The following is a 25394-nucleotide window of genomic DNA, read 5'->3' as shown; positions in this document are numbered from 1 at the left end:
CGCGCAAGCGATGAAGAGGTGGTTGGGCAAGGCTGAGACCGCCCTTGGCAACCACAGCGACCGCCTGAATGCCATCAACATTTTTCCCGTGGCCGACGGCGACACCGGCACAAACCTCTACGTCACCGTGCGCGCGGCAGCCCGTTCCCTCGCCGCCACCGGTGACCACCCCGCACAGATGGACGTCGGCGCAGTCCTGGCCACCGCGGGCCAGGCAGCCATGGAGGAAGCACGGGGAAACTCGGGAACCCTTTTTTCGGTGTTCCTGTGCGCAGCCGCCGAGCCGCTGGCAGGCCACACCCGGCTGACCTCCACCCTGCTGGCGGCAGCCCTCAACCGTGCCCAGATCCGTGCCTGGTCGGCATTGAGCGATCCCGTGCCGGGAACCATGCTCTCCGTCATGGAAGCGGCAGCCCGGGCCGCGGCCGCTGTCGACGCCGGACAGAACGGGAACGACAGCAACCACGCCCTGGGCCTTGCCCTGGACGCCGCCGTGGAGGGCGCCCTCGCCGCGGTGATCCACACCGAAGACCAGTTGGACGTTCTGACGACCGCCCATGTGGTTGATGCGGGCGGAGTGGGCATGCTGCTGATCCTTGATTGCCTTCGCTCAGCGATCCTGGGCGAAGAACTCCAAAGCGAACTCCTTGACGGCCTGCACGGCTACGACGTCTCGGATCCGCACATCCATACGGCCATGCCGGACGACGACGGCGTGGAAGTCATGTGCACCATCAGCCTGTCGCCCCTCAATGCGGCAACCCTCCGCCAGCGGCTGGACGAGGTGGGCGAGTCGGTGATCATGAGCCAGGTTGGCAGCGGGCCGGACTCCGACGGCAACTACCGGTGGCGCGTCCACGTCCACGTCCCCGAAGCAGATCCCGCCGTCGGCATCATCCGGTCCCTGGGGGAGCCGGCCAACATCAGCATCAGTGAACTCGCGCTGCCGCGGGACCCGGCCACGGATGCAGTGAACTCCAGCGGGCATGAGCGCTGAACTGGACCTGGCGCTGGAACGGCGGATTGGCAAGCGTTCCGCAGCGGTCATTGAAAAGCATCTGGGCATCACCACAGTCGAGGGGCTGCTGAACTACTACCCGCGCCGCTACATGAACCGCGGCGAGCTGACGCCTATCAGCGAGATTCCCCGGGACGAAGAAGTCACCTTGATCGCCCGCGTGCTCTCCAGCAATACCCGCCGGATGCAGGCGCGCCGCGGCACCATCACCGATGTGGTGGTTTCCGACGACGACGGGAGGCAGGGTCTCCGGCTGGTAGGCGGCACGGAGTACCGCGGCAAAGCGCCGGGTACGCTCAAAATCAGCTTCTTCAACGGCTTCAAGGCCCAGGCAGAGCTGCTCCCGGGCCGCCGGGCGCTGTTTTCCGGCAAGGTCACGTCCTTCAAGGGATCCCTTGGCCTCACCAACCCGGACTACCAGGTGCTGGACGACGATCCGTTCAGCGAGGGCGGCCGGGATCCGGAAAAGCTGGCCGCCATGCCCATTCCCATTTATCCGGCCACCGCCAAGCTTCCCAGCTGGAAGATCCAGAAGGCCGTCTCAACCCTGCTCGAAACCGCTGACCTTGGCTCCCTGCCGGATCCCGTGCCACCCGCCATCGCGGCCAGGGAGAAGTTCCTCCCGATCGCCGAAGCCTACCGGCTGGTCCATGAACCGGAGTCGGCCACGGACTGGCAGCAGGCGCGGCGCCGCTTCCGTTACCAGGAGGCGCTGGTGCTGCAGTCCGCCCTGGCCCGCCGCCGGGCCCAGCTGGCCTCGGAGGAAGCCACTGCCCGCCGGCCCGCTCCGGAGGGCCTGCTGGCCAGTTTCGACCGCAGCCTTCCGTTCACGCTCACGGCCGGGCAGGCCGCCGTCGGGGAAACGCTGGCGGCCGAACTCTCCCGGGACGTCCCCATGAACCGGCTGCTGCAGGGAGAAGTGGGCTCCGGCAAGACCATAGTGGCGCTCCGTGCCATGCTGCAGGTGGTGGATGCCGGCGGGCAGGCGGCCCTGCTGGCCCCCACGGAAGTCCTCGCTGCCCAGCATTTCGAATCGATCCGCCGGACACTGGGCCCACTCTCCGGCGACGGACTGCTGGGCGGGATGGACGGCGCCTCCGTCCAGGTTTCGCTGCTCACTGGCTCCATGCCAACGGCGGCACGGCGGCAGGCCCTGCTTGACGCCGCGTCAGGGACGGCCGGGATCATCATTGGGACCCATGCCCTGCTGAGCGACAACGTGTCCTTCTACGATCTCGGCCTGATCGTGGTGGACGAGCAGCACCGCTTCGGGGTGGAGCAGCGCGATGCCCTGCGCGCCAAGGCACGGAAGCCGCCGCATCTGCTGGTCATGACGGCCACGCCCATCCCGCGGACCGTCGCGATGACAGTTTTCGGCGACCTCGAAACGTCGGTCCTGGACGAACTGCCGGCCGGCCGTGCCCCTATCGCCACCCACCTGGTGGGACTTGCGGAGAATCCGGCCTGGGCAGGGCGCATCTGGGCCCGCGCCCGGGAAGAGATTGACAGGGGCCACCAGGTGTACGTCGTCTGCCCCAGGATCGGAACGGACGACGACGGCGACTTCAGTCCCGGGGAGGCGGCGCCTCCGGCAGGGGAGGCGGAAGGAGACGGCGGCCGGGAACTCGCCTCGGTGACGGCCGTCGTCGAGCATCTGCGGGAAGAGACCGCCCTGTCCGGAATTCCCCTGGCGCCGCTCCACGGACGGCTGGAACCGGACGTGAAGTTCGGCGTCATGGAGGACTTTGCGGCCAACCGCATCAAGCTGCTTGTCTCCACTACGGTGATCGAGGTCGGCGTGGACGTGCACAACGCAACGCTGATGGTCATCCTGGATGCGGACCGGTTCGGGATTTCCCAGCTGCACCAGCTCCGCGGCCGGGTGGGCCGGGGCGGGCTGCCAGGGACCTGCCTGCTGGTCACCGCCCTTGAACCCGGGCATCCAAGCCGTCGCAGGCTGGATGCCGTGGCGGCGACCACCGACGGCTTCGTCCTGTCCGAGGAGGACCTGAAGCTGCGGCGCGAGGGGGACATCCTGGGAGCCTCGCAATCAGGCGGACGCTCCGCCCTGAAGCTGCTCCGCGTCCTGGAGCATGGCGACGTCATTGCCCGGGCCAGGGAAGATGCCCAGCAGATTGTGCGCGAGGACCCCGCCCTGTCCGCTCGTCCGGAGCTTGCCGAGGCGATCGACAAATACCTCAATCCCGAGAAGGAGGCGTTCCTTGAACGCGGTTAGCATGGTGGGTGCCGGATATCCTGGCGGCCAAGACAGGAGCGTTGAATGAGCCGGATTATTGCAGGCGCCGCCGGCGGCACTCCCTTGACCGCCGTCCCGGGTTCCCTCACCAGGCCCACCACGGACCGCGTCAAGGAAGCGCTGTTTTCCCGCCTTGATGCCTTCAATGTCATTGCCGGCGCCCGCGTGCTGGACCTCTATGCGGGTTCCGGCTCCCTCGGGGTCGAAAGCGGCAGCAGGGGTGCCCAGGCGGTGGACCTGGTGGAGTCCGATGGCAAGGCCAGCGCCGTTTGCCAGCGCAATGCCGACCTCATCAACGGAGTCCTGGGCCGGAAAGCCGTGACTGTCCACCGCTCAAAGGTGGAACCTTTCCTGGAGCGCGCATCGGAGACGGCAGTCTGGGACCTTGTGTTCCTGGACCCGCCGTATCTGCTCGACGAGGTTGGCTTGCAGGCAGTGCTCCTGAAGCTTTCCACCCACCTTTCGCCGGCGGCGGTGGTGGTGGTGGAACGGTCATCCCGCTCACCCGAGCCCCAGTGGCCGGACGCCATCACCCGGTTCGCGGAGAAGAAATACGGGGAGACCAGGCTGTGGTTCGCGGAGCCCTTCGTGCCCGACGCAATCGACGATGACGATATTCCCGAGGCACCGGAACCGCCTGGACGCTAGCCCGGGTGCGGGAGCCATGGCTTCCCGGAGTCATCCTGCAAAGGGGTCGAGGTCCAGTCCGGCCAGCACCTTTGCCGGATGCGGCCCGCGGGCGGTCAGTTCAGTGGTCCATTCCGGCGGCCACGGGGTGAGGGTGCCGGCGAGGATGATGTTGCCGGGATAGCGGCCCTCGAACATTCCAGTTTCCGCAACGGCGGCCACATCGGCCATTGCCTGGCGCATGGCGGACACCTGGCTTCGGACCAGGGTCAGGCCCGGCTCGTCGCCGACATTGACGATCAGCACTCCGGCAGGGCTGAGCCGTTCCCCCACCTCCCGGTAGAACGCGCCGCTGGTCAGATGCGCGGGCGCGTCCGGCCCGGAAAAGATGTCCAGGATGACGACGTCGAACCGGAGGCCGGGGTCAATCCGGACAAGCGACTCCCGCGCATCGCCGATGACCGTCTGCAGGTCCGTCCCCTGTGGCAGGGGCAGCTCCCGCAGGACGAAATCGAGGAGCTCACGCTCCAGCTCCACCGCGTACTGCACCGACCCGGGCCTGGTGGCCTGGACGTACCGGGCCAGGGTCAGCGCTCCGGCGCCCAGGTGCAGCGCGCTGACCGGCTCCCCAGCGGGTGCCGCCAGGTCCACCAGGTGTCCGATCCGGCGCAGGTATTCGTAGAAAATCTCCTCCGGGTGCAGAAGGTTCACGTGGGACTGTTCCGCGCCGCCGATGCTGAGGACGTAGCTGCCGGCCGTGAACGCATCGGGTTCTATGGACGCGTGCTGCCCGGTGGTGCGCAGGAACCGGGACGCCCGGACTTCCCGGCCGCCGGGCATCAGAGCCTGCCGCTGAGCGCGGCCAGCCGCTCGGCAGCTTCTTCCAGGACCTCGGCCTTCTTGCAGAAGGCGAAACGGAGCAGGCTCCGGGTGCGTTCCGCTCCCTCGGCGTGGCAGAAGACCGGGACCGGGATCGCGGCCACGCCCACCAGTGCCGGAAGCTTCCGGGCCAGGTCTACGGAGTCGCTGATGCCCAGGGGGGCGGTATCCACATTGACGAAGTACGTGCCCTGCGGGGAGAAGACCTCGAACCCCGCGGCGCGCAAGCCTTCACTCAGGATGTCCCGCTTGTGCTCAAGGGACGCCGCGATGCCGGCATAGAACGAGTCGGGCAGGGCCAGGCCCGCGGCGATGGCCGACTGGAACGGCGTGCCCGAACTGTAGGTGAGGAACTGCTTGACCGTCCGGGCGGCGGACACCAGCTCTTCGGGTCCCGTGAGCCAGCCGACCTTCCAGCCAGTCAGGGAAAAGGTCTTGCCGGCAGAGGAAATGGTGATTGTCCGGTCCGCCGCTCCGGGCAGGGAAGCCACCGGTACGTGCCGGACGCCGAACGTGAGGTGCTCATAGACCTCGTCCGTGATGATGATGCTGTCATGCCTGCGGGCCAGTTCAACGACCCGTTGGAGCACGTCCCGCGGGAAGACCGCTCCGGTGGGGTTGTGGGGGTTGTTCAGCAGCACCACCTTGGTCCGCGCGCTGAAAGCAGCCTCGAGGGCGGCCATATCCGGCATGAAGTCCGGGGCCAGGAGCGGTGCAGTCACGTGCGTCGCACCGGACAGGCCGATCACGGCGCCGTAGGAGTCGTAGAAAGGCTCCAAGGTCAGGACCTCGTCGCCCGGACCGGCGAAGGCCAGGAGCGAGGCTGCGATGGCCTCGGTGGCGCCGGTGGTGACGATTACTTCCGTTGCCGGGTCGGGGGAGAGGCCGTAGAACCGCTGCTGGTGGGCCGAGACCGCCTCCCGCAGTTCCGGGATGCCCTTGCCGGGCGCATACTGGTTCGCGCCGGCCAGGATGGCAGACCGGGCAGCTTCCCTGATTTCCGCCGGGCCGTCCTCATCCGGGAACCCCTGGCCGAGGTTAATGGCGCCGGTCTGCACGGCCAGGGTGGTCATCTCTTCGAAGATGGTGACGCCCAGGCCTCCGTCGGGGGCCAGGAGGTTTGCTCCGAGGGCGGCGCGCTGCCATGGAGCAGGGGCCATGGGGGTGGAAAGTTCCCGTGGTGGATGCATCCAGTCATGGTATCCCGGTGTTCCCATGGGGTAGGTTCGGAGCATGAGACGCGCTGTCTGCCCCGGATCCTTTGACCCCATCCACAACGGCCATCTCGAGGTTATTGCGCGTGCCGCCGGCCTCTTTGACGAGGTCATCGTGGCTGTGTCCACCAACCAGGCCAAGCAGTACAGGTTCACCCTCCAGGAGCGCCTGGACATGGCACGGGAAACCCTCGCCTCGCTCAAGGGCATCGTGGTGGAACCGATCGGGGAGGGCCTGCTCGCAGAGTATTGCCGGCAGCGGGGTGTTTCGGCCATCGTCAAGGGACTCAGGTCTTCCTCGGACTTCGACTACGAGCTGCCCATGGCCACCATGAACCGGCAGCTCAGCGGCGTTGAAACGGTCTTCCTGCCTGCGGAGGCCCATTACCTCCACCTTTCTTCCACCCTCATCAAAGAGGTGGCCGGCCTGGGGGGAAATGTGTCCGACTACGTGCCCCGCTCGGTGCAGCGGCGGATGCTTGCGGGCGAGTCGGGCCCCGGCCAGCAGCCGAGGGGGTAGGCTTGTCCGGTACTTCGGCACTCCCTGCCGGCCGGTTTGAGTCCCTGTGGCTCTTCAGGCTAAGATAGTACGTCGGTCATATGTTCAACAGGAGTTCTCATTAAAAGAGATGCTGGTTCGCCCCTGGCGTTCGACGTCAAGGACCTCGGGCGCAGCCCGGGAAGCATGCGGACACTGAAGGAACATGTACCCGCGCCAGGTGATCTTGGCGTGGCGCTCATTGGCGTTCAGGAAGGCTCGGATATCGAGCTGGATCTGAGGCTTGAAGCCGTACACGAAGGAATTTTGGTATCAGGAACCGTGCTCACCGAGGTAACAGGTGAATGCGGCCGATGCCTGGATCCCCTTGCGTATGACCTCGAGGTCAATGTGCAAGAACTTTTCTTCTATGGGGGCGTGGAGCTCTCGGACGGAGAAGATGATGAAGAGCAACGTCGAGTCGAGCACGATGTAATCGATCTTGAACCGGTGTTGCGGGACGCAGTGGTGACCGCGCTGCCGTTCCAGCCGGTGTGCCGGGAAGACTGCCAGGGCCTTTGCTCCGAATGTGGAGTTCGCCTGGAAGACGAGCCGGGGCACCACCACGAGGTCTTGGATCCTCGCTGGGCTGCCCTAGCTGATATGGCTAAGCCTGACCGGCAAAATTGATTTGTACGTGTTTGTCTAGAGAGAAATGAGTTAGCCGTGGCTGTTCCCAAGCGGAAAATGTCTCGCTCGAATACCCGCGCCCGCCGCTCCCAGTGGAAGGCGACCGCCCCCCACCTGGTGAAGACCGTCGAGAACGGCCAGGTCACCTACAGCCTGCCGCACCAGGCAAAGGTCGTCACCGACTCGGCCGGCACTGCGCTGTTCCTTGAGTACAAGGGACGCAAGGTCGCGGACGTCTAATCGGCCGCTCAGGCTGACATGATGTCTTCAACTGAAGAGCTTCTGAAGCGTCTCGGTGTCTCTATTGACGCCGGGACGCTTCGTCTTGCGCTCACACACCGTTCCTACGCCTACGAAAACGGCGGCATCCCCACCAACGAGCGGCTCGAATTCCTGGGTGATTCCATCCTCGGGTTCTCCGTCACCGATGCCCTGTACCGGGACAACCCGGAACTGCCCGAAGGTGAGCTCGCAAAGCGGCGCTCCGCCGTCGTCAGCACCCGTGCGCTTGCCGGCATTGGACGCAGCCTGGGCATCGGGGAGTACATCTACCTTGGCCAGGGCGAAAAGCTCACCCACGGCAACAACAAGGCTTCCATCCTCGCTGACACCATGGAAGCGCTCATTGGTGCCACCTACGTGTCCAACGACATCGAGACCGCACGCCAGCTGGTGATGCGCCTGATCGGTCCGTTGCTGAAGGACGCGGCCGCCCTGGGCGCCGGAACGGACTGGAAAACCAGCATCCAGGAACTCGCGGCCAGCCGCCAGCTCGGCACCATCCACTACGCCGTGGACGGCTCGGGGCCGGACCATGCCCGCACTTTCACCGCCGTCCTCCATGTGGGCGGAACCGCCTATGGCAAGGGTTCCGGCCACTCGAAAAAGGAAGCCGAGCAGGAGGCGGCGGCCGACGCATGGCGGGTGCTCTCCGCGTCGGCGGGAGCAAAAAAGTCCGCCGGTTCCATCCCCGCCAAGTAGCGCCATGCCTGAACTTCCCGAGGTTGAGGTGGTGCGCCGCGGCCTGGTGAGCTGGGTCCGCGGCCGGACCATCACCTCCGTGGAGGTCCTTGATCCACGCTCGGTGCGCCGGCACGCCCTGGGCGCGGCGGACTTTACCGGCAACCTGGAAGGCGCCACAGTTGCAGACGTCGTTCGACGGGGCAAGTTCTTGTGGATGCCGCTGGTGGAAGGCAGCCACGGGGACGGCGCCGCCGGAGCAGCGCCGGCGCCAGCCGTGGAACGCCCCCACGTTGCCCTGATGGCCCACCTCGGGATGAGCGGCCAGCTCCTGGTGCAGGACCGGGACGTCCCGGACGAAAAGCACCTGAAGGTCCGTTTCCGGCTCAGCCCCGGCGACGGCAAGCCGGAAGAACTGAGGTTCGTGGACCAGCGGATCTTTGGCGGGCTGTTCGTCACGGCGATGGTTCCCACGGACGACGGCGGCCCGGGCGGCCTTGCCGAATCGCCCCTGCCCTTGATAGCTGAGGAAGCGTCACACATCGCACGCGACCCTCTGGACCCCGCCTTCTGCTTCGACCTTTTCTACCGGCGCCTCCGCAAGCGCAAAACCGGCTTGAAGCGGGCCCTTCTGGACCAGGGTCTGGTCTCCGGGATCGGAAACATCTACGCGGATGAAGCGCTGTGGAGCGCCCGGCTGCACTACGCCCGCCCCACCGACACCCTGCGGCGTGCCGATGCGGAGAGGGTGCTCGCCAGCGTCCGGCAGGTCATGTTGGATGCCCTCGCCGCCGGAGGAACCAGTTTTGATTCGCTGTATGTGAACGTCAACGGCGCTTCCGGGTACTTTGACCGGTCCCTCAACGCCTACGGCCGGGAAGGGCAGCCCTGCAAACGCTGCGCCGCGGCTGGTATCCACGCCGTCATCCGCCGCGAGCAGTTCATGAACCGGTCCTCGCACACCTGTCCCGTCTGCCAGCCCCGTCCCCGGAACGGGCGCTGGTGAGAATGCCCGCGGGAATCCCGGAATTCGGGCCCCCACCCAGTAGATTGAGGACAGCGAAGCAGCCGCCTCAGCCACTCAGGAGATCCGAAAAGCCTTGCACCTCAAAAGCCTGACCGTCCGGGGGTTCAAGTCGTTCGCGTCCGCCACCACCTTCAATTTCGAGCCGGGGGTCACTGCGGTGGTTGGCCCCAACGGATCCGGGAAGTCCAACGTGGTGGACGCCCTGGCCTGGGTCATGGGCGAACAAGGTGCCAAAACCCTCCGCGGCGGGAAGATGGAGGACGTCATTTTCGCCGGGACGTCAGGCCGGCCGCCCCTTGGCCGGGCCCACGTCTCCCTGACCATAGACAACACTGACGGCGCCCTTCCCATCGAGTACGCCGAAGTGACCATTTCGCGGACGCTTTTCCGTACGGGTGGATCGGAATACGCCATCAACGGCGCAGGCTGCCGCCTGCTGGACATCCAGGAACTTCTTTCCGATTCCGGCCTGGGCCGCGAGATGCACGTCATCGTGGGCCAAGGCCAGCTGGACCGCGTCCTCCATGCCACGCCGGAGGACCGGCGCGGCTTCATCGAGGAAGCCGCCGGAATCCTGAAGCACCGCCGCCGCAAGGAACGGACCGTGCGCAAACTGGAGGCCATGCAGGCCAACCTTCAGCGCCTCACCGACCTCACCGGAGAAATCCGGCGCCAGCTCACACCGCTGGGGAAACAGGCGGAAGTGGCGCGCCGGGCGCAGCGGGTCCAGTTCGATGTCCGCGACGCCCGCGCCCGCCTGCTGGCCGACGACCTCGTCCAGCTCCAGCTGGCACTCGAACAGGACGTGGCGGACGAAGCAGCCCTGAAAGAACGGCGGGCCCTCGCCGGCGGGCAGCTTGAGGCCGGCCGCCGCCAGCAAGCCGAGCTGGAGCAACTCGCAGCTGAAGCGACTCCCCAGCTGAATGCCGCACGGGACGCCTGGTACCGTCTGTCCGCTGCCAGGGAGCGGCTGCGTTCACTGGGCTCCCTGGCACAGGAACGAAGCCGCCTCCTCGGCTCCGTGGAGGCACCGCCGTCGGGCCGGGATCCGGAACAACTGGAACGCCAGGCAGCCAAGGTCCGTGAGGAGCTGGCTGAGCTCGAGCGGAGCATCCTTGACCGGCGCAGCGCCCTGGACACAGCAAGCGCCGCAAAGGCCGAGGCCGAGCGTGCCGCGCTCGAAGAGGACAAACGGCTCACAGCAGAGCTGAGGGCCGCGGCTGACCGGCGCGAAGGCCTGGCCCGGCTGGCCGGCCAGGTTGCGGCGGCGAGGTCCCGCGTTGAGTCCGCCCAGGCGGAACTGGGCAGGCTCCGGGAATCCCTTGCGGCAGGAACCGAACGCCGGGCGCGTGCGCAGGCCGAATTCACGGCCCTGGAAAACCAAGTGGCCGGTGTGGAGGAGGGAGAGGAATCCCTTGACGCCGATTACGAGGCCGCCAATGAGGCCCTCGACACCGTGGTCCAGGAAATCGCCGCCCTGAAATCAGCCGTCAGTGAGGGGGTCCGGCAGCGCGACGCCCTGGCGGCGCGCCGTGACGCGTTGAAGCTGGGCCTGGAACGGAAGGACGGGGCAAGGCACGCGCTGCACGCGGGCCTCGATGGAATCGTCGGAACCCTCGCGGCCGGACTCACGGTGGAAGCCGGGTTCGAGACTGCGATCGCCGCGGCATTGGGGGAGGCCTCGGAGGCAATCGTGGTCCGGGACGCGGAGACGGCAACGGCGGTGCTCCAGCTCCTCAAGGATGACGACGCCGGGCGGGCGTCACTGCTCCTCGGATCGGCAGGGGCTGCGGCTGGACCCGCAGCCGGCACAGGCATGTCCCTTCCCCCGGGCGCGCGCTGGGCCGCGGACCTCACCACCTGCGACGCGTCCTGCGCCGGCCTGGTTGCCTACCTGCTGGCCGGTACCGCAGTTGTCCCGGACATCCACGCAGCGTCCGCCCTGGTGGCGGGACATCCCGGGCTGACTGCCGTCACCACCGGGGGAGACGTCTTCACTGCAGTGTCGGTCACCGGCGGTTCGGCCAAGGCACCGTCGCTTCTCGAGGTGCAGGCGGCAGTGGACGACGCCGAGAGCCGGCTTGCGGCGGTCACGGCAGCCCTGGAGCGGAACAGGTTCGCCCTCGCGGCCGCCGAGGCAAAGCGCGCGGAGGCGCAGGATCTGGCCGACGCCGCCCTGGAAAGACTGCACGAATCCGACGCGAAGCTGGCAGCCGTGGCTGAGCGCCTCGGCCACCTGAACTCCGTGCTCCGCAGCGCCGTCGGCGAAAGCGACCGCCTGGCGTCATCGCTGGCCAGGGCGGAGGAGAACGTGGCGGCAGAGGAGGAAGCGCTCGCAGCTGTGGCCGCACGCCTGGCGGCGGCACAGGAAGCGCCCGCGGAGCAGGAGCCGTCAACTGAACACCGCGACGCCCTGGCCCAGGCGGCGGCCCACGCGCGCGCTGCAGAGGTTGAGGCACGGCTGGCGCTTCGCAGCGCCGAAGAGCAGCTCTCAGCCACCAGGAACCGCGTGGCCTCACTGGAGCGGGCCGCCGCCACTGAGCGCCGGGCGCGGGAGGAAGCCGCGGAGCGCGCCCGTGTCCGCCGCATCCAGGCGCGGCGCGCAGCCGCCGTGTCCGCCGCCGTCGACGTGGCGCTCCGCCACGTTGACGTGTCCGTGGACCTGGCACGGCATGAACGTGACCTTGCCGAAGACAACCGTGAGCAGCGGGACCAGGCCCTTGGGGAGATTCGGACCGCCAATGAACTCCTGGCGAGGGAACTGGCCGACCTCACGGACAACGTCCACCGCGACGAACTCGCCCGGGCCCGGCAAAGGGCGCAAATCGACGCACTGGAAACCCGCTCCATCGACGAACTGGGCATTACCCCGGACGCCTTGGCAGCCGAGTACGGACCGGACGTTCCCGTTCCGGTTCCGGCCGAAGAAAGCGGCGACAAATGGGCTGCCCTTCGTGCTCCGGTGGACGGCGCCGGGGCGGAAATCGTCGAGGGAAAGCCTTACGTCCGCGAAGAACAGGAGAAGCGCCTGCGGAAGGCTGAACGCGACCTCGCCAGCCTGGGCCGGGTGAACCCCCTGGCACTGGAGGAATTCGCCGCACTTGAGGAGCGCCACCAGTTCCTGAGCACCCAACTCGAGGACCTGAAGGCCAGCCGCAAGGACCTGCTGGACATCATCAAGGAGGTGGATGACCGCGTCCAGCGCGTCTTCACCGAGGCCTTCGAAGACACCCAGGCCCAGTTCGTCAGGGTCTTTGCCCGGCTCTTCCCGGGCGGCGAGGGGCGGCTGGTGCTCACAGACCCCGCCGACATGCTCACCACCGGTATCGAGGTGGAGGCCCGTCCCGCCGGGAAGAAGATCAAGCGGCTCTCGCTCCTGTCCGGCGGGGAACGCTCGCTCACCGCGGTGGCGCTGCTGGTGGCAATCTTCAAGGCACGGCCCTCGCCCTTCTACGTCATGGACGAGGTGGAAGCTGCCCTGGACGACACCAACCTGGGCCGGCTCATCACCGTCTTCGAGGAACTCCGGGAATCCAGCCAGCTCATCGTCATCACCCACCAGAAGCGGACCATGGAAGTGGCGGACGCGCTCTACGGCGTCACGATGCGGGGCGACGGCGTCTCGACGGTGATCAGCCAGCGGCTCGGAGCCGACGTATGACCGGCCGGGTGTAACGGCAGGTCAACTGCACGCCTGCCCCGGAATGGCGCCCCGCGCGTATGAGAAGCTAGGGGAGTGAATGACATCCTTCCCATAATTCTGTCCATTCTTGCTGCCCTGGTGGTTATCGGCGGGCTGATTCCGGTTCTCATGAAGACCCGGAAGAACATCACCCGGTACCCTGGCACACGCGATGCCAATGACCCCGTGCTGCCGCGGGGCGGAAGCACTGCCGTGGAGGACAGGCCCGGCGCGGTTGCGGACCGTACAGCCCCGGACGCGGTGGACGTGGAGGGGCTGGAAACCGCCGAGGTCCCGGACAACGCCGCGGGGCTGGAGGTCATTCCGGTTGAGACTCCGCTTCCCGTGGCGGGCCGGCTGGTCCGCCTGCGCGAGCGTCTGGTCCGCTCCAACAACATCATGGGCAAGGGACTCCTGGCGCTGCTCTCAAGCGACAAGATCGACGAGAACGTGTGGGACGAAGTGGAGGAGACCCTCCTTCTGGCGGACCTGGGCACCGAACCCACCATGCAGCTCGTGGACGCACTCCGCGAGCGGGTCAAGGTCCTGGGCACCCGCACCCCCGAGCAGGTCAAAGAGCTGCTCCGCGAAGAGCTCATCAGGCTCGTGGACCCCACCATGGACCGCTCCCTCAACGTCCAGCGCCACGCCGACAAGCCGGCCGTCATGATGGTGGTGGGCGTCAACGGCGTGGGAAAGACCACCACCGTGGGCAAGCTCGCCCGCGTCCTGGTTGCCGAGGACAAGGATGTCCTCCTCGGAGCTGCGGACACCTTCCGTGCAGCGGCCGCCGAACAGCTGGCCACCTGGGGCCAGCGGGTTGGCGTGCCCACCGTGAAGTCGGACATCGACGGCGCCGATCCTGCCTCCGTTGCCTATGAAGCAGTCAAGGCCGGCATCGACCAGGAAGTGGACGTGGTCATGATCGACACTGCCGGCAGGCTGCAGAACAAAGTGGGCCTCATGGACGAACTGGGCAAGGTCAAGCGCGTCATTGAGAAACTGGCCGACGTGGACGAGGTCCTCCTGGTGCTGGATGCCACCACCGGCCAGAACGGCCTGAACCAGGCCCGCGTCTTCTCGGAGGTCGTGAACATCACGGGCATAGTCCTGACCAAGCTGGACGGAACCGCCAAGGGCGGCATCGTCGTCGCCATCCAAAAGACCCTTGGAGTCCCGGTCAAGCTGATTGGCCTGGGCGAGGGTGCGGACGACCTCGCCCCCTTCGATGCAGAGGCCTTTGTAGACGCGCTGCTGAACTAGCCCGGGGGCTCAGGGCCGGGCCGTGCGCAGGGTCTCACGGGTGGCGGCCCAGCCCGCGGCGGTCACGAGCATGATGCCGCCGGTGACTCCGAAAGCCCAGCCGTAGCCCAGCCGGTCGGCCAGCACACCTGCCAGCACGGGCCCAACGATCGCGCCGACGTCGGACGTCATCTGGTAGGCGGCCAGGACTTTCCCGCCGGAGCGGCCGTTGCCGATCACGTCGGCGACGGCGGCCTGCTGGGCAGGGCCGAAGAGACCGGAGCCGGCCCCCGCCAGGGCGGATGCGGCAAGGAACCAGCCCAGCCCGGACGTAAAACCGATGGCAGCGGTGGCGGCCCCGGCAACAATCAGTCCGGCAATCATCATGGGCTTGCGGCCCAAGGTGTCAGCCAGCCGGCCTGAGAAGGTGAGGGCTGCGGCGTTCCCGGCGGCAAACACCGCCAGTGCAAACCCGGCTGCCTCGGGTCCCGCTCCGAGGGCCGCAACCGCGAACAGCGGAACAGTGGCCATCCGGACGCCAAAAGTGGCCCAGCCGTTCACGAAGCTGGACAGCAGGGCGGTCCGGTAGGTGCCCATGGCAAGCGCTTCGCCCAGGGACATGTCCGGTGCGCGCTCCTGCCCGTCCCCGCCGCCCCGGCGCTGGTGGCTTAGCTGTGTCTGAACCACGACGGCGGCCATCACCAGCGCGGCCGCGTACGCCAGGAAGGGCACGCGCAGGCCAAAGCCAGCCAGCAGCCCGCCGACGATCGGCCCGCACACATTGCCGATGAGGAAGGCCGACGCATAGGCGCCGGAAACGCGGCCCCTGCTCTCGGGCGGCGCAAGCCGCACCACCAGCGCCATCGAAGCGACCGTGAACATCACCGATCCGGCCCCGCCAAGCCCGCGGAAGAGCAGGAGCTGCCAATAGTCCTGGGCGAAGGCGCAGGCAGCCGTGGAGGCGGCCACGATCAGCAGGCCCATGACATAGACGGGCCGTTCGCCGACCCGGCCGATCAGTGCACCGCCCGCCGGCGCGAAGACCAGCCGCATGAACGCGAAGATCGCCACGATCACCGAGGCCTCGGTATTTCCCACGCCGAAGGTTGTGGCGAACTGTGGCAACACGGGCGCAACAAGACCGAATCCAAGGGCAATAAGGAAGGCCGCGGCCAGCATCACCTTGATGTCGCGCGGCAGCTTTTGCCTGCCCGGACGCAACAGGGAGAGAATCCGCGCTGTGGCGCGGCTCACGCGGGGTTCGGCCGTCATGGTTGAGGGGTCCTTGGGTACTTGTCCGGGGTGCATCGGCGGGAGGGGTGAAACATAACCGTAACAAGCCAGATATGCACCATTTACTTCCTAGAGGTTGTTGTAACAACCCCGCAATACAAATCCTCCGCGGCCGAAACACAGCGCCTACAAACTCGTTACAGGACGCAAAAGGCGTTGGCAGGCGGATCATCTCCGCAAATTCGACCAAATCGATAAGAGAGGCGTGCACCATGGAACTTACCGCAGGTCACGTATGGATCATGGTGTCGGCGGCGCTTGTGCTGTTCATGACACCCGGTCTGGCATTTTTCTACGGCGGCATGACCCGGGCCAAGGCCGCGCTGAACATGATGATGATGAGCTTCATCTCCATCGGCATGGTTGGCGTTGTCTGGGTCCTCTGGGGCGCCTCCATGAGCTCCGGCGAGGGCTTCCTTCAGATCGTGGGCAACCCGTTTGCCACGTTCGGCCTTGAGGGCATCGACACCCCGGACGGACTGATCAAGGTCGGCTACGCTGCCACCTTCGCTATCATCACCGTCGCTCTCATCAGCGGCGCCATTGCTGACCGCGCCAAGTTCGGCGCCTGGTCTGTCTTCGTGCCCGTCTGGGTCACGCTTGTCTACTGCCCGCTGGCCTTCATGGTGTGGGGCGGCGGACTGTTCGGTCCTGAAGGTGCAGTGGGCCAGGCCCTCGGCCCGGCCATCGACTTCGCCGGCGGCACCGTGGTCCACATCAACGCTGGTGTTGCAGCGCTGGTCCTGGTCCTCATCATCGGCAACCGCAAGGGCTTCGGCAAGGACCCGAACCACCGCCCGCACAACATCCCGTTCGTCATGCTCGGCGCAGCCATCCTCTGGTTCGGCTGGTTCGGCTTCAACGGCGGTGCCGCCACCACCGCCGAGCAGGGCGGCCTCATCTGGGTGAACACCCTTGCCGCCCCTGCTGCCGCGATGCTCGGCTGGCTGGTCACCGAGCGTATCCGCGACGGCCACCCCACCTCCCTGGGTGCCGCCTCCGGTGTTGTTGCCGGCCTCGTCGCCATCACCCCGGCCTGCGCCAACGTGAGCCCTGTTGGTGCCCTCGGCCTCGGCATCGTGGCTGGTGTGGCTTCCGCCCTCGCCGTGGGACTGAAGTTCCGCTGGGGCTTCGATGACTCACTTGACGTCGTCGGCGTCCACCTTGTCTCGGGCATCATCGGCACCGTGGCCTTGGGCTTCATCGCACTGCCCGCCGATGGCGTTGGCGGCGGCCTCTTCTACGGCGGCGGCATGACCCAGATGTGGGCGCAGCTCGCAGCGGCGGGGATCGCCATCGCCTACTCCGCCATCCTGACGGCGATCATCGCCCTGGCCATCCACAAGACCATGGGCTTCCGTGTCTCGCAGGAACAGGAAACGGTGGGCGTGGACCTCAGCCTGCACGCCGAGACCGCCTACGAGTTCGGCGTCGGGGGACACGGCGGAAGCTTCCAGCCCCTGCACGACATGATCACCGGCAAGACCCAACCGGACGCGGCACAGACTTCAGGAGCCGCGAAGACCGAATCAGCAACAGGCAAGGAAAGCGTGGGGGCATGAAACTGATTACTGCGATCGTCCGGCCGGAAAAGCTCGAGGCCATCCGTGAGGGGCTGGAGGCCTACGGCGTACAGGGCCTGACGGTCAGCGCGGCGAGCGGCTACGGCCGGCAGCGCGGCTACACCGAGGTCTACCGCGGCGCGGAGTACAACGTGGACCTGCTGCCGAAGATCCGGGTAGAGGTCCTCGCCACCGACGAGCAGGCAGACGACATCCTGGATGTCATCATCGCCAGCTCAAACACCGGCCGGGCGGGTGACGGCAAGGTATGGACCGTGGATGTCTCAGAGGCGGTGCGGGTCCGCACCGGTGAACGGGGTGTTGCGGCCATCTAGGGCGGCAAAGCACTACAACGGAGAACACGGAGCGGGCAGGAAAACCGGAAGGTTTTCCTGCCCGCTCCGCTGTGCTGCCGACACCCGCCGCAAGACTCTGCGGCAAGCGTGGATTGGCTGCGGCGGCGTAAGCCGGTCTTAGTCTCCAGGCACCGTGCCCGGCCAGCCCGCGGGCCCGGCCGATCCGGCGTCGTACTCTTCCAGCGGGACGGAATCCTGCCGCCAGGCCGTGAGCACAGGCTCAACAATGCGCCAGCATTCTTCAGCTGTGTCGCCGCGGACGGAAAGCAACGGATCGCCCGCGAGCACGCCTTCCAGGACTTCACCGTAGGGGAGGAGGTCCGAAGCGCTCAGCTCTGCGTCGAGGGTGATGCGGCCCAGGCTGAAGATATTGCCGGGGCCATTGACATCGACGTCGAATGCCAGGGTGTCCGGCCCGAAGCCGATCCTCAGCTTGTTCGGCGAGTCAACGCCGGTGAAGCCCTGGGGAAGGTGGGGCACCGGGCGGAACGTGACCACGGCTTCCTTGCGCTTGGCGCCCAGAGCCTTGCCGGAACGGAGAATAAAGGGGACGCCCTTCCAGCGCCAGTTGTCGATGTTCACCTGGATCTCGGCCAGGGTCTCAGTGCCGCGTGCCGCGTCCACACCTTCCTCCCGGGCATAGTCGGGGACCTCTTTTCCAGCAAGTTCACCGGCCGTGTAGCGTGCCCTGCGGGTGGAACCGGCGTAGGGCTCCGGGACCCTGCTGGCGCGCAGGACTGTTGAAATGGCGTCGCGCAGGTCCCGTTCGCCGATGCTGGCCGGCGGTTCGATGGCCATCAGCGCCATGATCTGCAGGAGGTGGCTCTGGATCATGTCCCGGAGCGCGCCGGCGCCGTCGTAATAGCGGGCGCGTCCCTCCAGCGCGAGGTCCTCGTCAAAGATGATTTCCACTTTTTCCACGTGGTGGCGGTCCCAGACGGGTTCCAGGAAGTTGTTGGCGAACCGCAGCCCTAGGATGTTCAGGACGGTGGCCTTGCCCAGGAAATGGTCCACCCGGTGGATGTGGTCTTCCGGAACCAGCCGGACCAGTGTCTGGTTGAGCGACCGGGCAGACTCCTCGCTTGAGCCGAAGGGCTTTTCCATCACCAATCGCGTGCCGGCCGGCACCTGGTCGGGCCTGAGCGTTTCACAGGCGAGCTGGCTGATTTTGGGCGGGAGGGCAAAATAGACGGCGGTGGGCCCTTCCAGCGCGGCAAGGAGCGAGGCCAAGGCGCCATCGGCGGTGACATCCAGCTGGTGGTAGGCCGTCTCGTTTTCAAGGGCCTGCAGGGTGCCCTTTCCCTCGGGGGCTGCGGGTCCGGCCGCCGCTTCGAAGGAGGTGTGAACCCTTTCCCGCCACTGTTCAGGGGTCCAGGGATCTGACCCGGCACCGACGAGCCGCAGATCCGTGGCGTGGCCCTTAGCCGCCAGGCGCGCCAGGCCCGGCAGGAGCAGCCGGCCCGTCAGGTCGCCGGAAGCGCCGAGGATGAGGAGGGTTTTCACAGTTGGTTGGCTCGTCATTTTGCCAGCATGCCACCTTGGGGGTCCGGCTTGGTACCCTAGATAGTCGAGTCCCGATCATCCACTGAAAGAAGTGCACGTCGCGTGTTCAATTCACTCTCTGACCGGTTGACAGCAACCTTCAAGAATCTGCGGGGCAAAGGCAGGCTCTCCGAGGCCGACGTCGATGCCACAGTCCGCGAGATCCGCCGTGCCCTCCTGGACGCCGACGTTGCCGTTCCAGTTGTCCGTGAATTCACCGGCCGGGTGCGGGAACGCGCACTGGGTTCCGAGGTGTCCGGTGCGCTGAACCCCAGCCAGCAGATCGTTAAGATCGTCAACGAGGAACTGGTGGAGATCCTCGGCGGTGAAACCCGCCGGATCCGCCTGGCCAAGAACGGCCCCACCATCATCATGCTGGCCGGGCTCCAGGGTGCCGGTAAGACCACCCTCGCCGGCAAGCTGTCCAAGTGGCTGAAGGCCCAGGGCCACAGCCCCATTCTGGTGGCATGCGACCTGCAGCGCCCCAACGCGGTCACCCAGCTCCAGGTGGTGGGCCAGCGCGCCAAGGTGCCGGTGTTCGCGCCGCACCCGGGAGCCACGTCCTCCGAACTCGAGCACCCGGCCGGCGACCCCGTGGCCGTTGCCCGCGCCGGTGTGGAGGAAGCCCGCCAGAAGCTCCACGACGTCGTCATCGTGGATACCGCCGGCCGCCTCGGTGTCGACGCCGACATGATGGAGCAGGCGCGCCAGATCCGCCGCGCCATTGTGCCCAATGAAGTCCTCTTCGTCATCGACTCCATGATCGGCCAGGACGCCGTGAATACGGCGCTCGCCTTCGATGAGGGCGTCAACTTCACGGGCATCGTGCTGTCCAAGCTCGACGGCGACGCCCGCGGCGGTGCCGCGCTCTCGGTGGCGTCCGTCACCGGCAAGCCCGTCATGTTCGCCTCCACAGGCGAAGGCCTGGATGACTTCGAGCTGTTCCACCCGGACCGGATGGCCTCGCGCATCCTGGACATGGGTGACGTCCTGACGCTGATTGAGCAGGCGGAGAAATCCTGGGACAAGGACGAAGCCGCACGGATGGCGAAGAAGTTCGCCGACCAGGAAGACTTCACCCTCGAGGACTTCCTGGCCCAGATGCAGCAGATCCGCAACATGGGCTCGATGAAGAAAATGCTCATGATGATGCCGGGGGCGCAGAACATCCGCCAGCAACTGGAGCAGTTCGACGAACGCGAGATCGACCGCGTCGAGGCCATCGTCCGGTCCATGACCCCGCATGAGCGCCTTGCGCCCAAGATCATCAACGGCTCCCGCCGCGCCCGTATTGCCCGCGGTTCCGGTGTCCACGTCTCCGAGGTCAACGGCCTCCTGGAGCGCTTCGCCCAGGCCCAGAAGATGATGAAGAAGATGGCCCAGGGCGGAATGCCTGGCATGCCCGGGATGCCAGGCATGCCGGGTGCCGGCGGCGGGGCGCGGAAAAACGCAAAGAACGCACCCAAGAAGAAGGCGAAGTCCGGCAACCCGGCCAAGGCTGCCCAGGAGCGGAAGGACGCCGAGGCCCGCCGGGCCAACGCGGCCAAGGCTCTGCCGACAGGCGCAGCGTTCGGCCAGCAGCCGGGCGACTTCGATCCGTCCCAGCTGAACCTGCCCAAGGGTTTCGACAAGTTCCTGGGCAAGTAGCCATCCCCCCCTCCCAACTAGGTAGCGCCAAGTGTCGTTTTGACGGTTCATAACGACACTTGGCGCTACTTAGTTGGGATGTCGGGGCCGTGGAATAGGGTTGGGTCATGTTCAAGCAGAGGGTAGTGTTCGTGCACGGCGCGGGCAGCTTCGGCGCCGCGGCCTGGCCCCGCCAGCATGGCCTCGCACTGTCCTATGACGCGCTCTTCCTGCGCCGCCACGGCTACGACCCCGTGGCAGAGCCGGTGGAGTCCTCCTTCGAAGAGGACGCCAGGATCCTGCTGCGGTCACTTGCCGACGACGGGAGGGGCGCCGTCGGCGGGCACGTCGTGGCACACGCCCAAGGTGCCGTCGCAGCGATGATGGCCGCCGTCGAACGCCCCGACCTTGTCTACTCGCTGACGCTGGTGGAACCTGCATGCCTCTCCCTGACCGCGGAACTGCCGGCGACGGCGGCGCACATTGCGTTGATGAAGCCGCTCCTAGACGTCCGGCACCAACTCAGCGACGACGACTTCCAGCGGGAATTCGTGCGCCGGGTCTACGCCACGGACCTGCAGCACCCGGCCACCGTGGAAGAGAAGCGGTCCGCCCGGCGGCTGCGGCTGCAGGTGCCGCCGTGGGAAGCGCCGCTGCACATCGTGCCGGGCGTGCCGACGCTCGTCCTGACGGGCGGCTGGGAGCCGCTCTACGAAGAGATCGCGGGCTACCTACGGGAGACCGGCGCCCTCCACCGCACTGCGGCGGGAGGACACCGGCCCCAGGATTCAATAGAGGGGGACCGCATCATCCGCTCGTTCATCGGCGATGCCAGCCGGGTCCAGGCACGGGCCTCCTGACGCCCTAGCTTCCGGCGGCAACACGGGGCTCCGGCAGGTACACCTTGCCGCCGGCCGCCCGGAATTCCTCGCTCTTGCCCTTCATCCCCGCAGCAGCCTCCGCCAGGGCTGCCTGCGACTCTGCCGAGCCAAATTCGTCCCGGATGTCCTGGCTGATCCTCATGGAACAGAACTTGGGGCCGCACATGGAACAGAAATGCGCCGTCTTGGCAGGTTCCGCGGGCAGGGTCTCATCATGGAAGGCTTCCGCCGTGACCGGGTCCAGGGACAGCGCGAACTGGTCGCGCCAGCGGAATTCGAAGCGCGCCTTGGACAGCGCGTCATCGCGCTCGTGCGCGCCTGGGTGGCCCTTTGCAAGGTCTGCCGCGTGTGCGGCGATCTTGTACGTGATCACCCCGGTCTTGACGTCGTCCTTGTTGGGCAGCCCCAAGTGTTCCTTCGGGGTGACGTAGCAGAGCATGGCGGTGCCGTAGCGTGCGATCTCGGTGGCACCGATGGCCGAGGTGATGTGGTCGTAGCCCGGCGCAACGTCGGTGACCAGCGGCCCGAGTGTGTAGAACGGCGCACCCTTGCACAGCTCCTGCTGGCGCTCTACGTTCTCCCGGACCAGGTGGAACGGGATGTGGCCCGGTCCCTCCACCATCACCTGCACGTCGAATTCCCAGGCGCGCGCCGTCAGCTCAGCCAGCGTGTCCAGTTCGGCGAACTGCGCAGCATCGTTGGCATCCGCTGTCGCCCCCGGCCGCAGCCCGTCACCTAGGGAAAACGCGACGTCGTACTTGGCAAAGATTTCGCAGAGCTCGTCAAAGTGCGTGTAGAGGAAGTTCTCCCGGTGGTGCGCCAGGCACCAGCCTGCCATGATCGAACCGCCGCGGGACACGATGCCTGTCACCCGGTTGGCCGTCAGGGGCACGTAACGCAGCAGGACGCCGGCATGGATGGTCATGTAGTCCACACCCTGTTCGCACTGTTCGATGACGGTGTCGCGGAAGATCTCCCAGGTAAGGGCATTGGCTTCCCCGTTGACCTTCTCGAGCGCCTGGTAAATGGGGACGGTGCCGATAGGCACGGGCGAGTTGCGGATGATCCATTCGCGGGTGGTGTGGATGTCTTCGCCGGTGGAAAGGTCCATGACCGTGTCGGCGCCCCACTGCGTTGCCCACTGCAGTTTGTCCACCTCCTCGGCGATGGAGCTGGTGACGGCCGAGTTGCCGATGTTGGCGTTGATTTTCACCAGGAAGGCCTTGCCGATGATCATTGGCTCGGACTCGGGGTGGTTGATGTTGCTGGGGATGATGGCGCGGCCCGCGGCCAGCTCGCTGCGGACCAGTTCAACATCGCAGTTCTCGCGCAGCGCCACGAAGCGCATCTCCGGGGTGATCATGCCCTGCCGTGCGTAGTGCATCTGCGTTACGGTCCGGCCGCCGACGGCGCGGCGGGGCACGGGGCGCGCTCCCTTCCACTCGGCGCTGGCGGCGCCGCGGCGGACAGCTGAGCGGCCGTCGTCGAGCAGGTTCCTTTCCCTGCCGCTGTACGCCTCGGTGTCTCCGCGTGCTTCGATCCAGTCAGACCGGAAGGGACGGAGGCCGCGGACGGGGTCGCTGCCGGGTCCTGCCGTCCGGTAGGTCTGGAACGGCCCGTTCGGCTTTCCGTTCGGGGAAGCTTCCAGCGCAATTTCCGTCACCGGGACCCTGATCCCCGTGCCGGCATCCTCAAGGTAGGCCAATGAATGGGATTTCAGGGACTGCGTCTCCGGTGGCTGGTGGCCGGCCGCTCCCAGGGCGGGACGGTTTTGGGCAGGGTTCAGCTGTGCATTTTGTGTACTCAAGGAATACTCACTTCCTTCGCCGGCATTACCCGGACAGGTTCGACGGTCGCAGGCTGCATCAGCCCGATCTCAGCCCCTGCAGGGGCACCCGTGTGGTCAAGATGAAAGCTACCACAGACACCGAATCACCCCTGTCACATTCGCGGTGCTAGCCTGTCCGGGCGAGGAGAGGAAAGTCCATGGCAGAAACCATCCAGTTCACGGGAACCGTCCTTACCGGGCCGGACAGCGAGGCCCGCGGGCTGTGGTCCGTGGACGGCAGGCTCACGTTCCGCCAACCGGCGAAGGCGCCGGACAGGATCCTTGCAGGCTGGGTGCTGCCGGGCTTCGTGGATGCACACTGCCATATCGGTTTAGGCGTGGGAGGCGCAGTGGATGCGTCCGTCGTCGAGGACCAGGCCCGGACGGACCTGATGGCCGGCACGCTTCTGGTCCGGGACGCAGGTTCCCCTGTTGACACCCGCTGGCTGCAGGGCGGGCGCGACGTCCCGGTGCTGATCCGCGCGGGCCGCCACGTTGCCCGGACACGGCGGTATTTGCGTGGATTCGCGGAAGAGGTTGAGCCGGACGGCCTGGTGGAAGCCGTCCGGAAGCAGGCCCGGGACGGTGACGGCTGGGTCAAACTCGTGGGGGACTGGATTGACCGCGGCGCCGGTGACCTGGCGCCGTCCTTTCCTGCCGCCGTCGTCCGGGATGCCGTCCTGGCCGCGCACGACGAGGGCGCGCGCGTTACGGCGCACTGTTTCGCCGAAGAGACGCTGGACGACATGCTGGACGCCGGCATCGACTGCGTGGAGCATGCCACTGGTCTTCTGCCCCGCCACCTTCCCCGCTTTGTGGAGCAGCGGGTACCCATCGTGCCCACCCTCGTCAACGTCGCCACCTTCCCGGACATTGCGGCACAGGCCGATCCCAAGTTCCCCAAATATGCGGCGCATATGCGTGCGCTGTGGGAACGGCGGGAGGAGCGGGTGCTTGAGGCCTATGAGGCCGGGGTGCGGATTTACGCCGGAACCGACGCGGGCAGCGTCATCAGGCACGGCAGGATTGCCGACGAAATCCTCGCCCTGCATGCGGCAGGACTGCCGATGGCCGCCGCCCTGGACGCGGCGTGCTGGAGTGCACGGACGTGGCTGGGCGCGGAGGGGATTGCGGAAGGGGCACGGGCTGACGTTGTGCTCTGCAGGGAGGACCCGCGAAAGGTGCCGGACACGATCCGTGACCTGGCGCATGTGGTCCTGGGCGGGAAGGTGGTCCGCTAAGCAGCCGGCGGGGAGGTGCCACAAGTTAGGACTTGGAATAAATTGAAGCTTCAAGTAATTTTAACAGTGAAAGGCCTCCGGATCGGAAGGCCCCACAGCACCGGGAGTTATCAATGACTGCAGAAGCCGCCAGCCAGGATCTCCTTCCTGCCGACCTCGCCATGGGCACAGTGATGCTCAAGGTGGGCGACATGAAGGTCATGACCGATTACTACCAGCGGGCCCTCGGCCTGGAGGTCGTCGCGGAGCAGGACGGCGGGCTCTACCTCGGCCGGCTGCAGAAACCGCTGGTGCACTTGGCGCCCGCTCCGGGCCTGGACCTTCCGGGCAGGGGAGAGGCCGGCCTCTTCCACACTGCGCTGCTGTTTGAGAACCAGGCAGACCTGGCCGCGACCATCGCCTCGGCCGCCCGGTTTGAACCCCGTTCCTTCACCGGCAGCGCAGACCACCTGGTCAGCGAGGCCTTCTACTTCACCGACCCCGAGGGTAACGGGGTCGAACTCTACTGGGACCGGCCGCGCAGCAGCTGGTCCTGGAACGGCGCTGACGTGGTAATGGACAGCCTGGCCCTTCCGCCGCAGCGCTACCTGGAGCAGCACCTCACCGAGGAGTCCCTGGAACACCAGCGCGGCGCCGCTGCGGGTGTGGGCCACGTGCATCTCCAGGTGGGCGACGTCCAGACCGCCCGCGACTTCTACGTGGGGACCCTCGGCTTCGAAAAGACCGCCGGCTGGCACGGTCAGGCCCTGTTCGTCTCAGCGGGCCGCTACCACCACCACATGGCCATGAACGTGTGGAACAGCCGTGGCGCCGGGCCGCGGAAGGACACCCTGGGCCTGGGTGAGGTCCTCATTGAAGTGCCGTCGGGGGACGACGTCGGTGCCCTCGCCGACCGCCTGAAGGTTGCCGGTGTTGCCGCCCACCACACCGGAGCCGAACTCCGGTTCGAGGATCCGTGGCGCAACCGGATCCGGGTGGCAGTTCGCTGACC

General features: G+C 66.8%; 21 protein-coding genes and 1 riboswitch. Of the genes, 16 read left to right on the top strand and 5 right to left on the bottom strand.

The annotated features are described in order from the left end of the window. Window positions 1-10 precede the first annotated feature (10 nt). From Q9R30_RS02475 to rsmD, 3 genes are read left to right on the top strand one after another with little or no spacing between them, the layout of a single operon-like run. Complete coding sequence (locus tag Q9R30_RS02475) at window positions 11-997, top strand: DAK2 domain-containing protein (RefSeq protein WP_104998297.1); 987 nt, start codon at window positions 11-13, stop codon at window positions 995-997. Continuing rightward, window positions 987-3254, top strand: coding sequence for an ATP-dependent DNA helicase RecG (locus Q9R30_RS02470; RefSeq protein ID WP_311216660.1), 2268 nt, complete (start codon window positions 987-989; stop codon window positions 3252-3254). The genes Q9R30_RS02475 and Q9R30_RS02470 overlap by 11 nt, the downstream gene beginning before the upstream one ends. Window positions 3255-3299: 45 nt before the next feature. After that, window positions 3300-3923, top strand: a complete 624-nt coding sequence (rsmD, locus tag Q9R30_RS02465) for a 16S rRNA (guanine(966)-N(2))-methyltransferase RsmD (RefSeq protein ID WP_311216659.1) — start codon at window positions 3300-3302, stop codon at window positions 3921-3923. A 30-nt stretch (window positions 3924-3953) separates the two neighbouring features. On the opposite strand, the gene Q9R30_RS02460 is transcribed toward rsmD, so the two are convergent. Together Q9R30_RS02460 and Q9R30_RS02455 are read right to left on the bottom strand one after the other, a co-directional pair. Beyond that, the gene (locus Q9R30_RS02460; RefSeq protein WP_311216658.1) at window positions 3954-4742 is read right to left on the bottom strand and encodes a fused MFS/spermidine synthase; all 789 of its coding nucleotides are present in this window, start codon (window positions 4740-4742) and stop codon (window positions 3954-3956) included. Beyond that, entirely contained in the window at window positions 4742-5971 is a 1230-nt protein-coding gene (locus Q9R30_RS02455) for an aminotransferase class I/II-fold pyridoxal phosphate-dependent enzyme (protein WP_199775244.1), read from the bottom strand. Before Q9R30_RS02455 ends, Q9R30_RS02460 begins: the two co-directional genes overlap by 1 nt. A 43-nt stretch (window positions 5972-6014) precedes the next feature. Between Q9R30_RS02455 and coaD the strand changes: the two genes are divergently transcribed. The 7 genes from coaD (at window position 6015) to ftsY (ending at window position 14095) form a co-directional block, all read left to right on the top strand. After that, window positions 6015-6515: a pantetheine-phosphate adenylyltransferase gene (gene coaD / locus Q9R30_RS02450; protein WP_311216657.1), complete on the top strand. Its 501-nt coding sequence runs from the start codon at window positions 6015-6017 to the stop codon at window positions 6513-6515. 123 nt (window positions 6516-6638) lie between these two features. After that, window positions 6639-7163 carry a DUF177 domain-containing protein gene (locus tag Q9R30_RS02445; protein WP_104998291.1) on the top strand — a complete coding sequence of 175 codons (525 nt, stop codon included), beginning with the start codon at window positions 6639-6641 and terminating at the stop codon, window positions 7161-7163. A 36-nt stretch (window positions 7164-7199) separates the two neighbouring features. Next, window positions 7200-7403 carry a 50S ribosomal protein L32 gene (gene rpmF, locus Q9R30_RS02440; protein WP_009356569.1) on the top strand — a complete coding sequence of 68 codons (204 nt, stop codon included), beginning with the start codon at window positions 7200-7202 and terminating at the stop codon, window positions 7401-7403. Between the two features lie 21 nt (window positions 7404-7424). Further along, the gene (gene rnc / locus Q9R30_RS02435; protein WP_104998290.1) at window positions 7425-8144 is read left to right on the top strand and encodes a ribonuclease III; all 720 of its coding nucleotides are present in this window, start codon (window positions 7425-7427) and stop codon (window positions 8142-8144) included. A gap of 4 nt (window positions 8145-8148) precedes the next feature. Further along, the gene (mutM, locus tag Q9R30_RS02430) at window positions 8149-9129 is read left to right on the top strand and encodes a bifunctional DNA-formamidopyrimidine glycosylase/DNA-(apurinic or apyrimidinic site) lyase (RefSeq protein ID WP_311216656.1); all 981 of its coding nucleotides are present in this window, start codon (window positions 8149-8151) and stop codon (window positions 9127-9129) included. A 94-nt stretch (window positions 9130-9223) separates the two neighbouring features. Next, a complete protein-coding gene (smc, locus tag Q9R30_RS02425) occupies window positions 9224-12811 on the top strand; it encodes a chromosome segregation protein SMC (RefSeq protein WP_311216655.1) in 3588 nt (1195 codons plus the stop codon). A gap of 75 nt (window positions 12812-12886) precedes the next feature. After that, complete coding sequence (gene ftsY, locus Q9R30_RS02420; protein ID WP_311216654.1) at window positions 12887-14095, top strand: signal recognition particle-docking protein FtsY; 1209 nt, start codon at window positions 12887-12889, stop codon at window positions 14093-14095. A gap of 9 nt (window positions 14096-14104) precedes the next feature. On the opposite strand, the gene Q9R30_RS02415 is transcribed toward ftsY, so the two are convergent. Beyond that, the gene (locus Q9R30_RS02415; RefSeq protein ID WP_104998287.1) at window positions 14105-15346 is read right to left on the bottom strand and encodes an MFS transporter; all 1242 of its coding nucleotides are present in this window, start codon (window positions 15344-15346) and stop codon (window positions 14105-14107) included. A gap of 233 nt (window positions 15347-15579) precedes the next feature. On the opposite strand from Q9R30_RS02415, the gene Q9R30_RS02410 reads away from it, so the two are divergent. Beyond that, window positions 15580-16929, top strand: a complete 1350-nt coding sequence (locus tag Q9R30_RS02410) for an ammonium transporter (RefSeq protein ID WP_104998286.1) — start codon at window positions 15580-15582, stop codon at window positions 16927-16929. Next, on the top strand, window positions 16926-17264 hold the full coding sequence (locus Q9R30_RS02405; RefSeq protein WP_013601408.1) for a P-II family nitrogen regulator: 339 nt from the start codon (window positions 16926-16928) through the stop codon (window positions 17262-17264). Before Q9R30_RS02410 ends, Q9R30_RS02405 begins: the two co-directional genes overlap by 4 nt. A 138-nt stretch (window positions 17265-17402) precedes the next feature. On the opposite strand, the gene Q9R30_RS02400 is transcribed toward Q9R30_RS02405, so the two are convergent. After that, on the bottom strand, window positions 17403-18806 hold the full coding sequence (locus Q9R30_RS02400; protein ID WP_311216653.1) for a glucose-6-phosphate dehydrogenase: 1404 nt from the start codon (window positions 18804-18806) through the stop codon (window positions 17403-17405). An 84-nt stretch (window positions 18807-18890) separates the two neighbouring features. Between Q9R30_RS02400 and ffh the strand changes: the two genes are divergently transcribed. Then, window positions 18891-20474 (top strand): signal recognition particle protein, encoded by a 1584-nt coding sequence (gene ffh, locus Q9R30_RS02395; protein WP_104998284.1) that lies wholly within the window; start codon window positions 18891-18893, stop codon window positions 20472-20474. 107 nt (window positions 20475-20581) lie between these two features. Next, window positions 20582-21313 carry an alpha/beta hydrolase gene (locus Q9R30_RS02390; RefSeq protein WP_311216652.1) on the top strand — a complete coding sequence of 244 codons (732 nt, stop codon included), beginning with the start codon at window positions 20582-20584 and terminating at the stop codon, window positions 21311-21313. Window positions 21314-21317: 4 nt separating this feature from the next. Here Q9R30_RS02390 and thiC read toward each other — a convergent pair whose 3' ends face one another. Then, window positions 21318-23141 carry a phosphomethylpyrimidine synthase ThiC gene (gene thiC, locus Q9R30_RS02385; RefSeq protein WP_311216651.1) on the bottom strand — a complete coding sequence of 608 codons (1824 nt, stop codon included), beginning with the start codon at window positions 23139-23141 and terminating at the stop codon, window positions 21318-21320. Continuing rightward, window positions 23136-23243, bottom strand: a riboswitch (TPP riboswitch). Its footprint overlaps the gene before it by 6 nt. A 77-nt stretch (window positions 23244-23320) precedes the next feature. Between thiC and Q9R30_RS02380 the strand changes: the two genes are divergently transcribed. Further along, on the top strand, window positions 23321-24403 hold the full coding sequence (locus Q9R30_RS02380) for an amidohydrolase family protein (protein WP_311216650.1): 1083 nt from the start codon (window positions 23321-23323) through the stop codon (window positions 24401-24403). 113 nt (window positions 24404-24516) lie between these two features. Then, window positions 24517-25392 carry a VOC family protein gene (locus Q9R30_RS02375; RefSeq protein WP_311216649.1) on the top strand — a complete coding sequence of 292 codons (876 nt, stop codon included), beginning with the start codon at window positions 24517-24519 and terminating at the stop codon, window positions 25390-25392. Window positions 25393-25394: the final 2 nt, after the last annotated feature.

This window comes from Arthrobacter sp. AB6, from assembly GCF_031844545.1.
In the GTDB taxonomy this organism is placed as follows: domain Bacteria; phylum Actinomycetota; class Actinomycetes; order Actinomycetales; family Micrococcaceae; genus Arthrobacter.
The sequence above is the reverse complement of the archived record's forward strand: the minus strand, read 5'-3'. Positions and strand labels throughout refer to the sequence as shown.

Excerpts from the sequence above, each read along its gene's own strand:
- Q9R30_RS02475 (WP_104998297.1), top strand. The coding sequence starts at position 11 with ATGAAGAGGTGGTTGGGCAAGGCTGAGACCGCCCTTGGCAACCACAGC.
- Q9R30_RS02470 (WP_311216660.1), top strand. The coding sequence starts at position 987 with ATGAGCGCTGAACTGGACCTGGCGCTGGAACGGCGGATTGGCAAGCGT.
- rsmD (WP_311216659.1), top strand. The coding sequence starts at position 3,300 with ATGAGCCGGATTATTGCAGGCGCCGCCGGCGGCACTCCCTTGACCGCC.
- Q9R30_RS02460 (WP_311216658.1), bottom strand. The coding sequence starts at position 4,742 with ATGCCCGGCGGCCGGGAAGTCCGGGCGTCCCGGTTCCTGCGCACCACC.
- Q9R30_RS02455 (WP_199775244.1), bottom strand. The coding sequence starts at position 5,971 with ATGCATCCACCACGGGAACTTTCCACCCCCATGGCCCCTGCTCCATGG.
- coaD (WP_311216657.1), top strand. The coding sequence starts at position 6,015 with ATGAGACGCGCTGTCTGCCCCGGATCCTTTGACCCCATCCACAACGGC.
- rnc (WP_104998290.1), top strand. The coding sequence starts at position 7,425 with ATGTCTTCAACTGAAGAGCTTCTGAAGCGTCTCGGTGTCTCTATTGAC.
- mutM (WP_311216656.1), top strand. The coding sequence starts at position 8,149 with ATGCCTGAACTTCCCGAGGTTGAGGTGGTGCGCCGCGGCCTGGTGAGC.
- Q9R30_RS02415 (WP_104998287.1), bottom strand. The coding sequence starts at position 15,346 with ATGACGGCCGAACCCCGCGTGAGCCGCGCCACAGCGCGGATTCTCTCC.
- Q9R30_RS02410 (WP_104998286.1), top strand. The coding sequence starts at position 15,580 with ATGGAACTTACCGCAGGTCACGTATGGATCATGGTGTCGGCGGCGCTT.
- Q9R30_RS02405 (WP_013601408.1), top strand. The coding sequence starts at position 16,926 with ATGAAACTGATTACTGCGATCGTCCGGCCGGAAAAGCTCGAGGCCATC.
- Q9R30_RS02400 (WP_311216653.1), bottom strand. The coding sequence starts at position 18,806 with ATGACGAGCCAACCAACTGTGAAAACCCTCCTCATCCTCGGCGCTTCC.
- Q9R30_RS02390 (WP_311216652.1), top strand. The coding sequence starts at position 20,582 with ATGTTCAAGCAGAGGGTAGTGTTCGTGCACGGCGCGGGCAGCTTCGGC.
- Q9R30_RS02380 (WP_311216650.1), top strand. The coding sequence starts at position 23,321 with ATGGCAGAAACCATCCAGTTCACGGGAACCGTCCTTACCGGGCCGGAC.
- Q9R30_RS02375 (WP_311216649.1), top strand. The coding sequence starts at position 24,517 with ATGACTGCAGAAGCCGCCAGCCAGGATCTCCTTCCTGCCGACCTCGCC.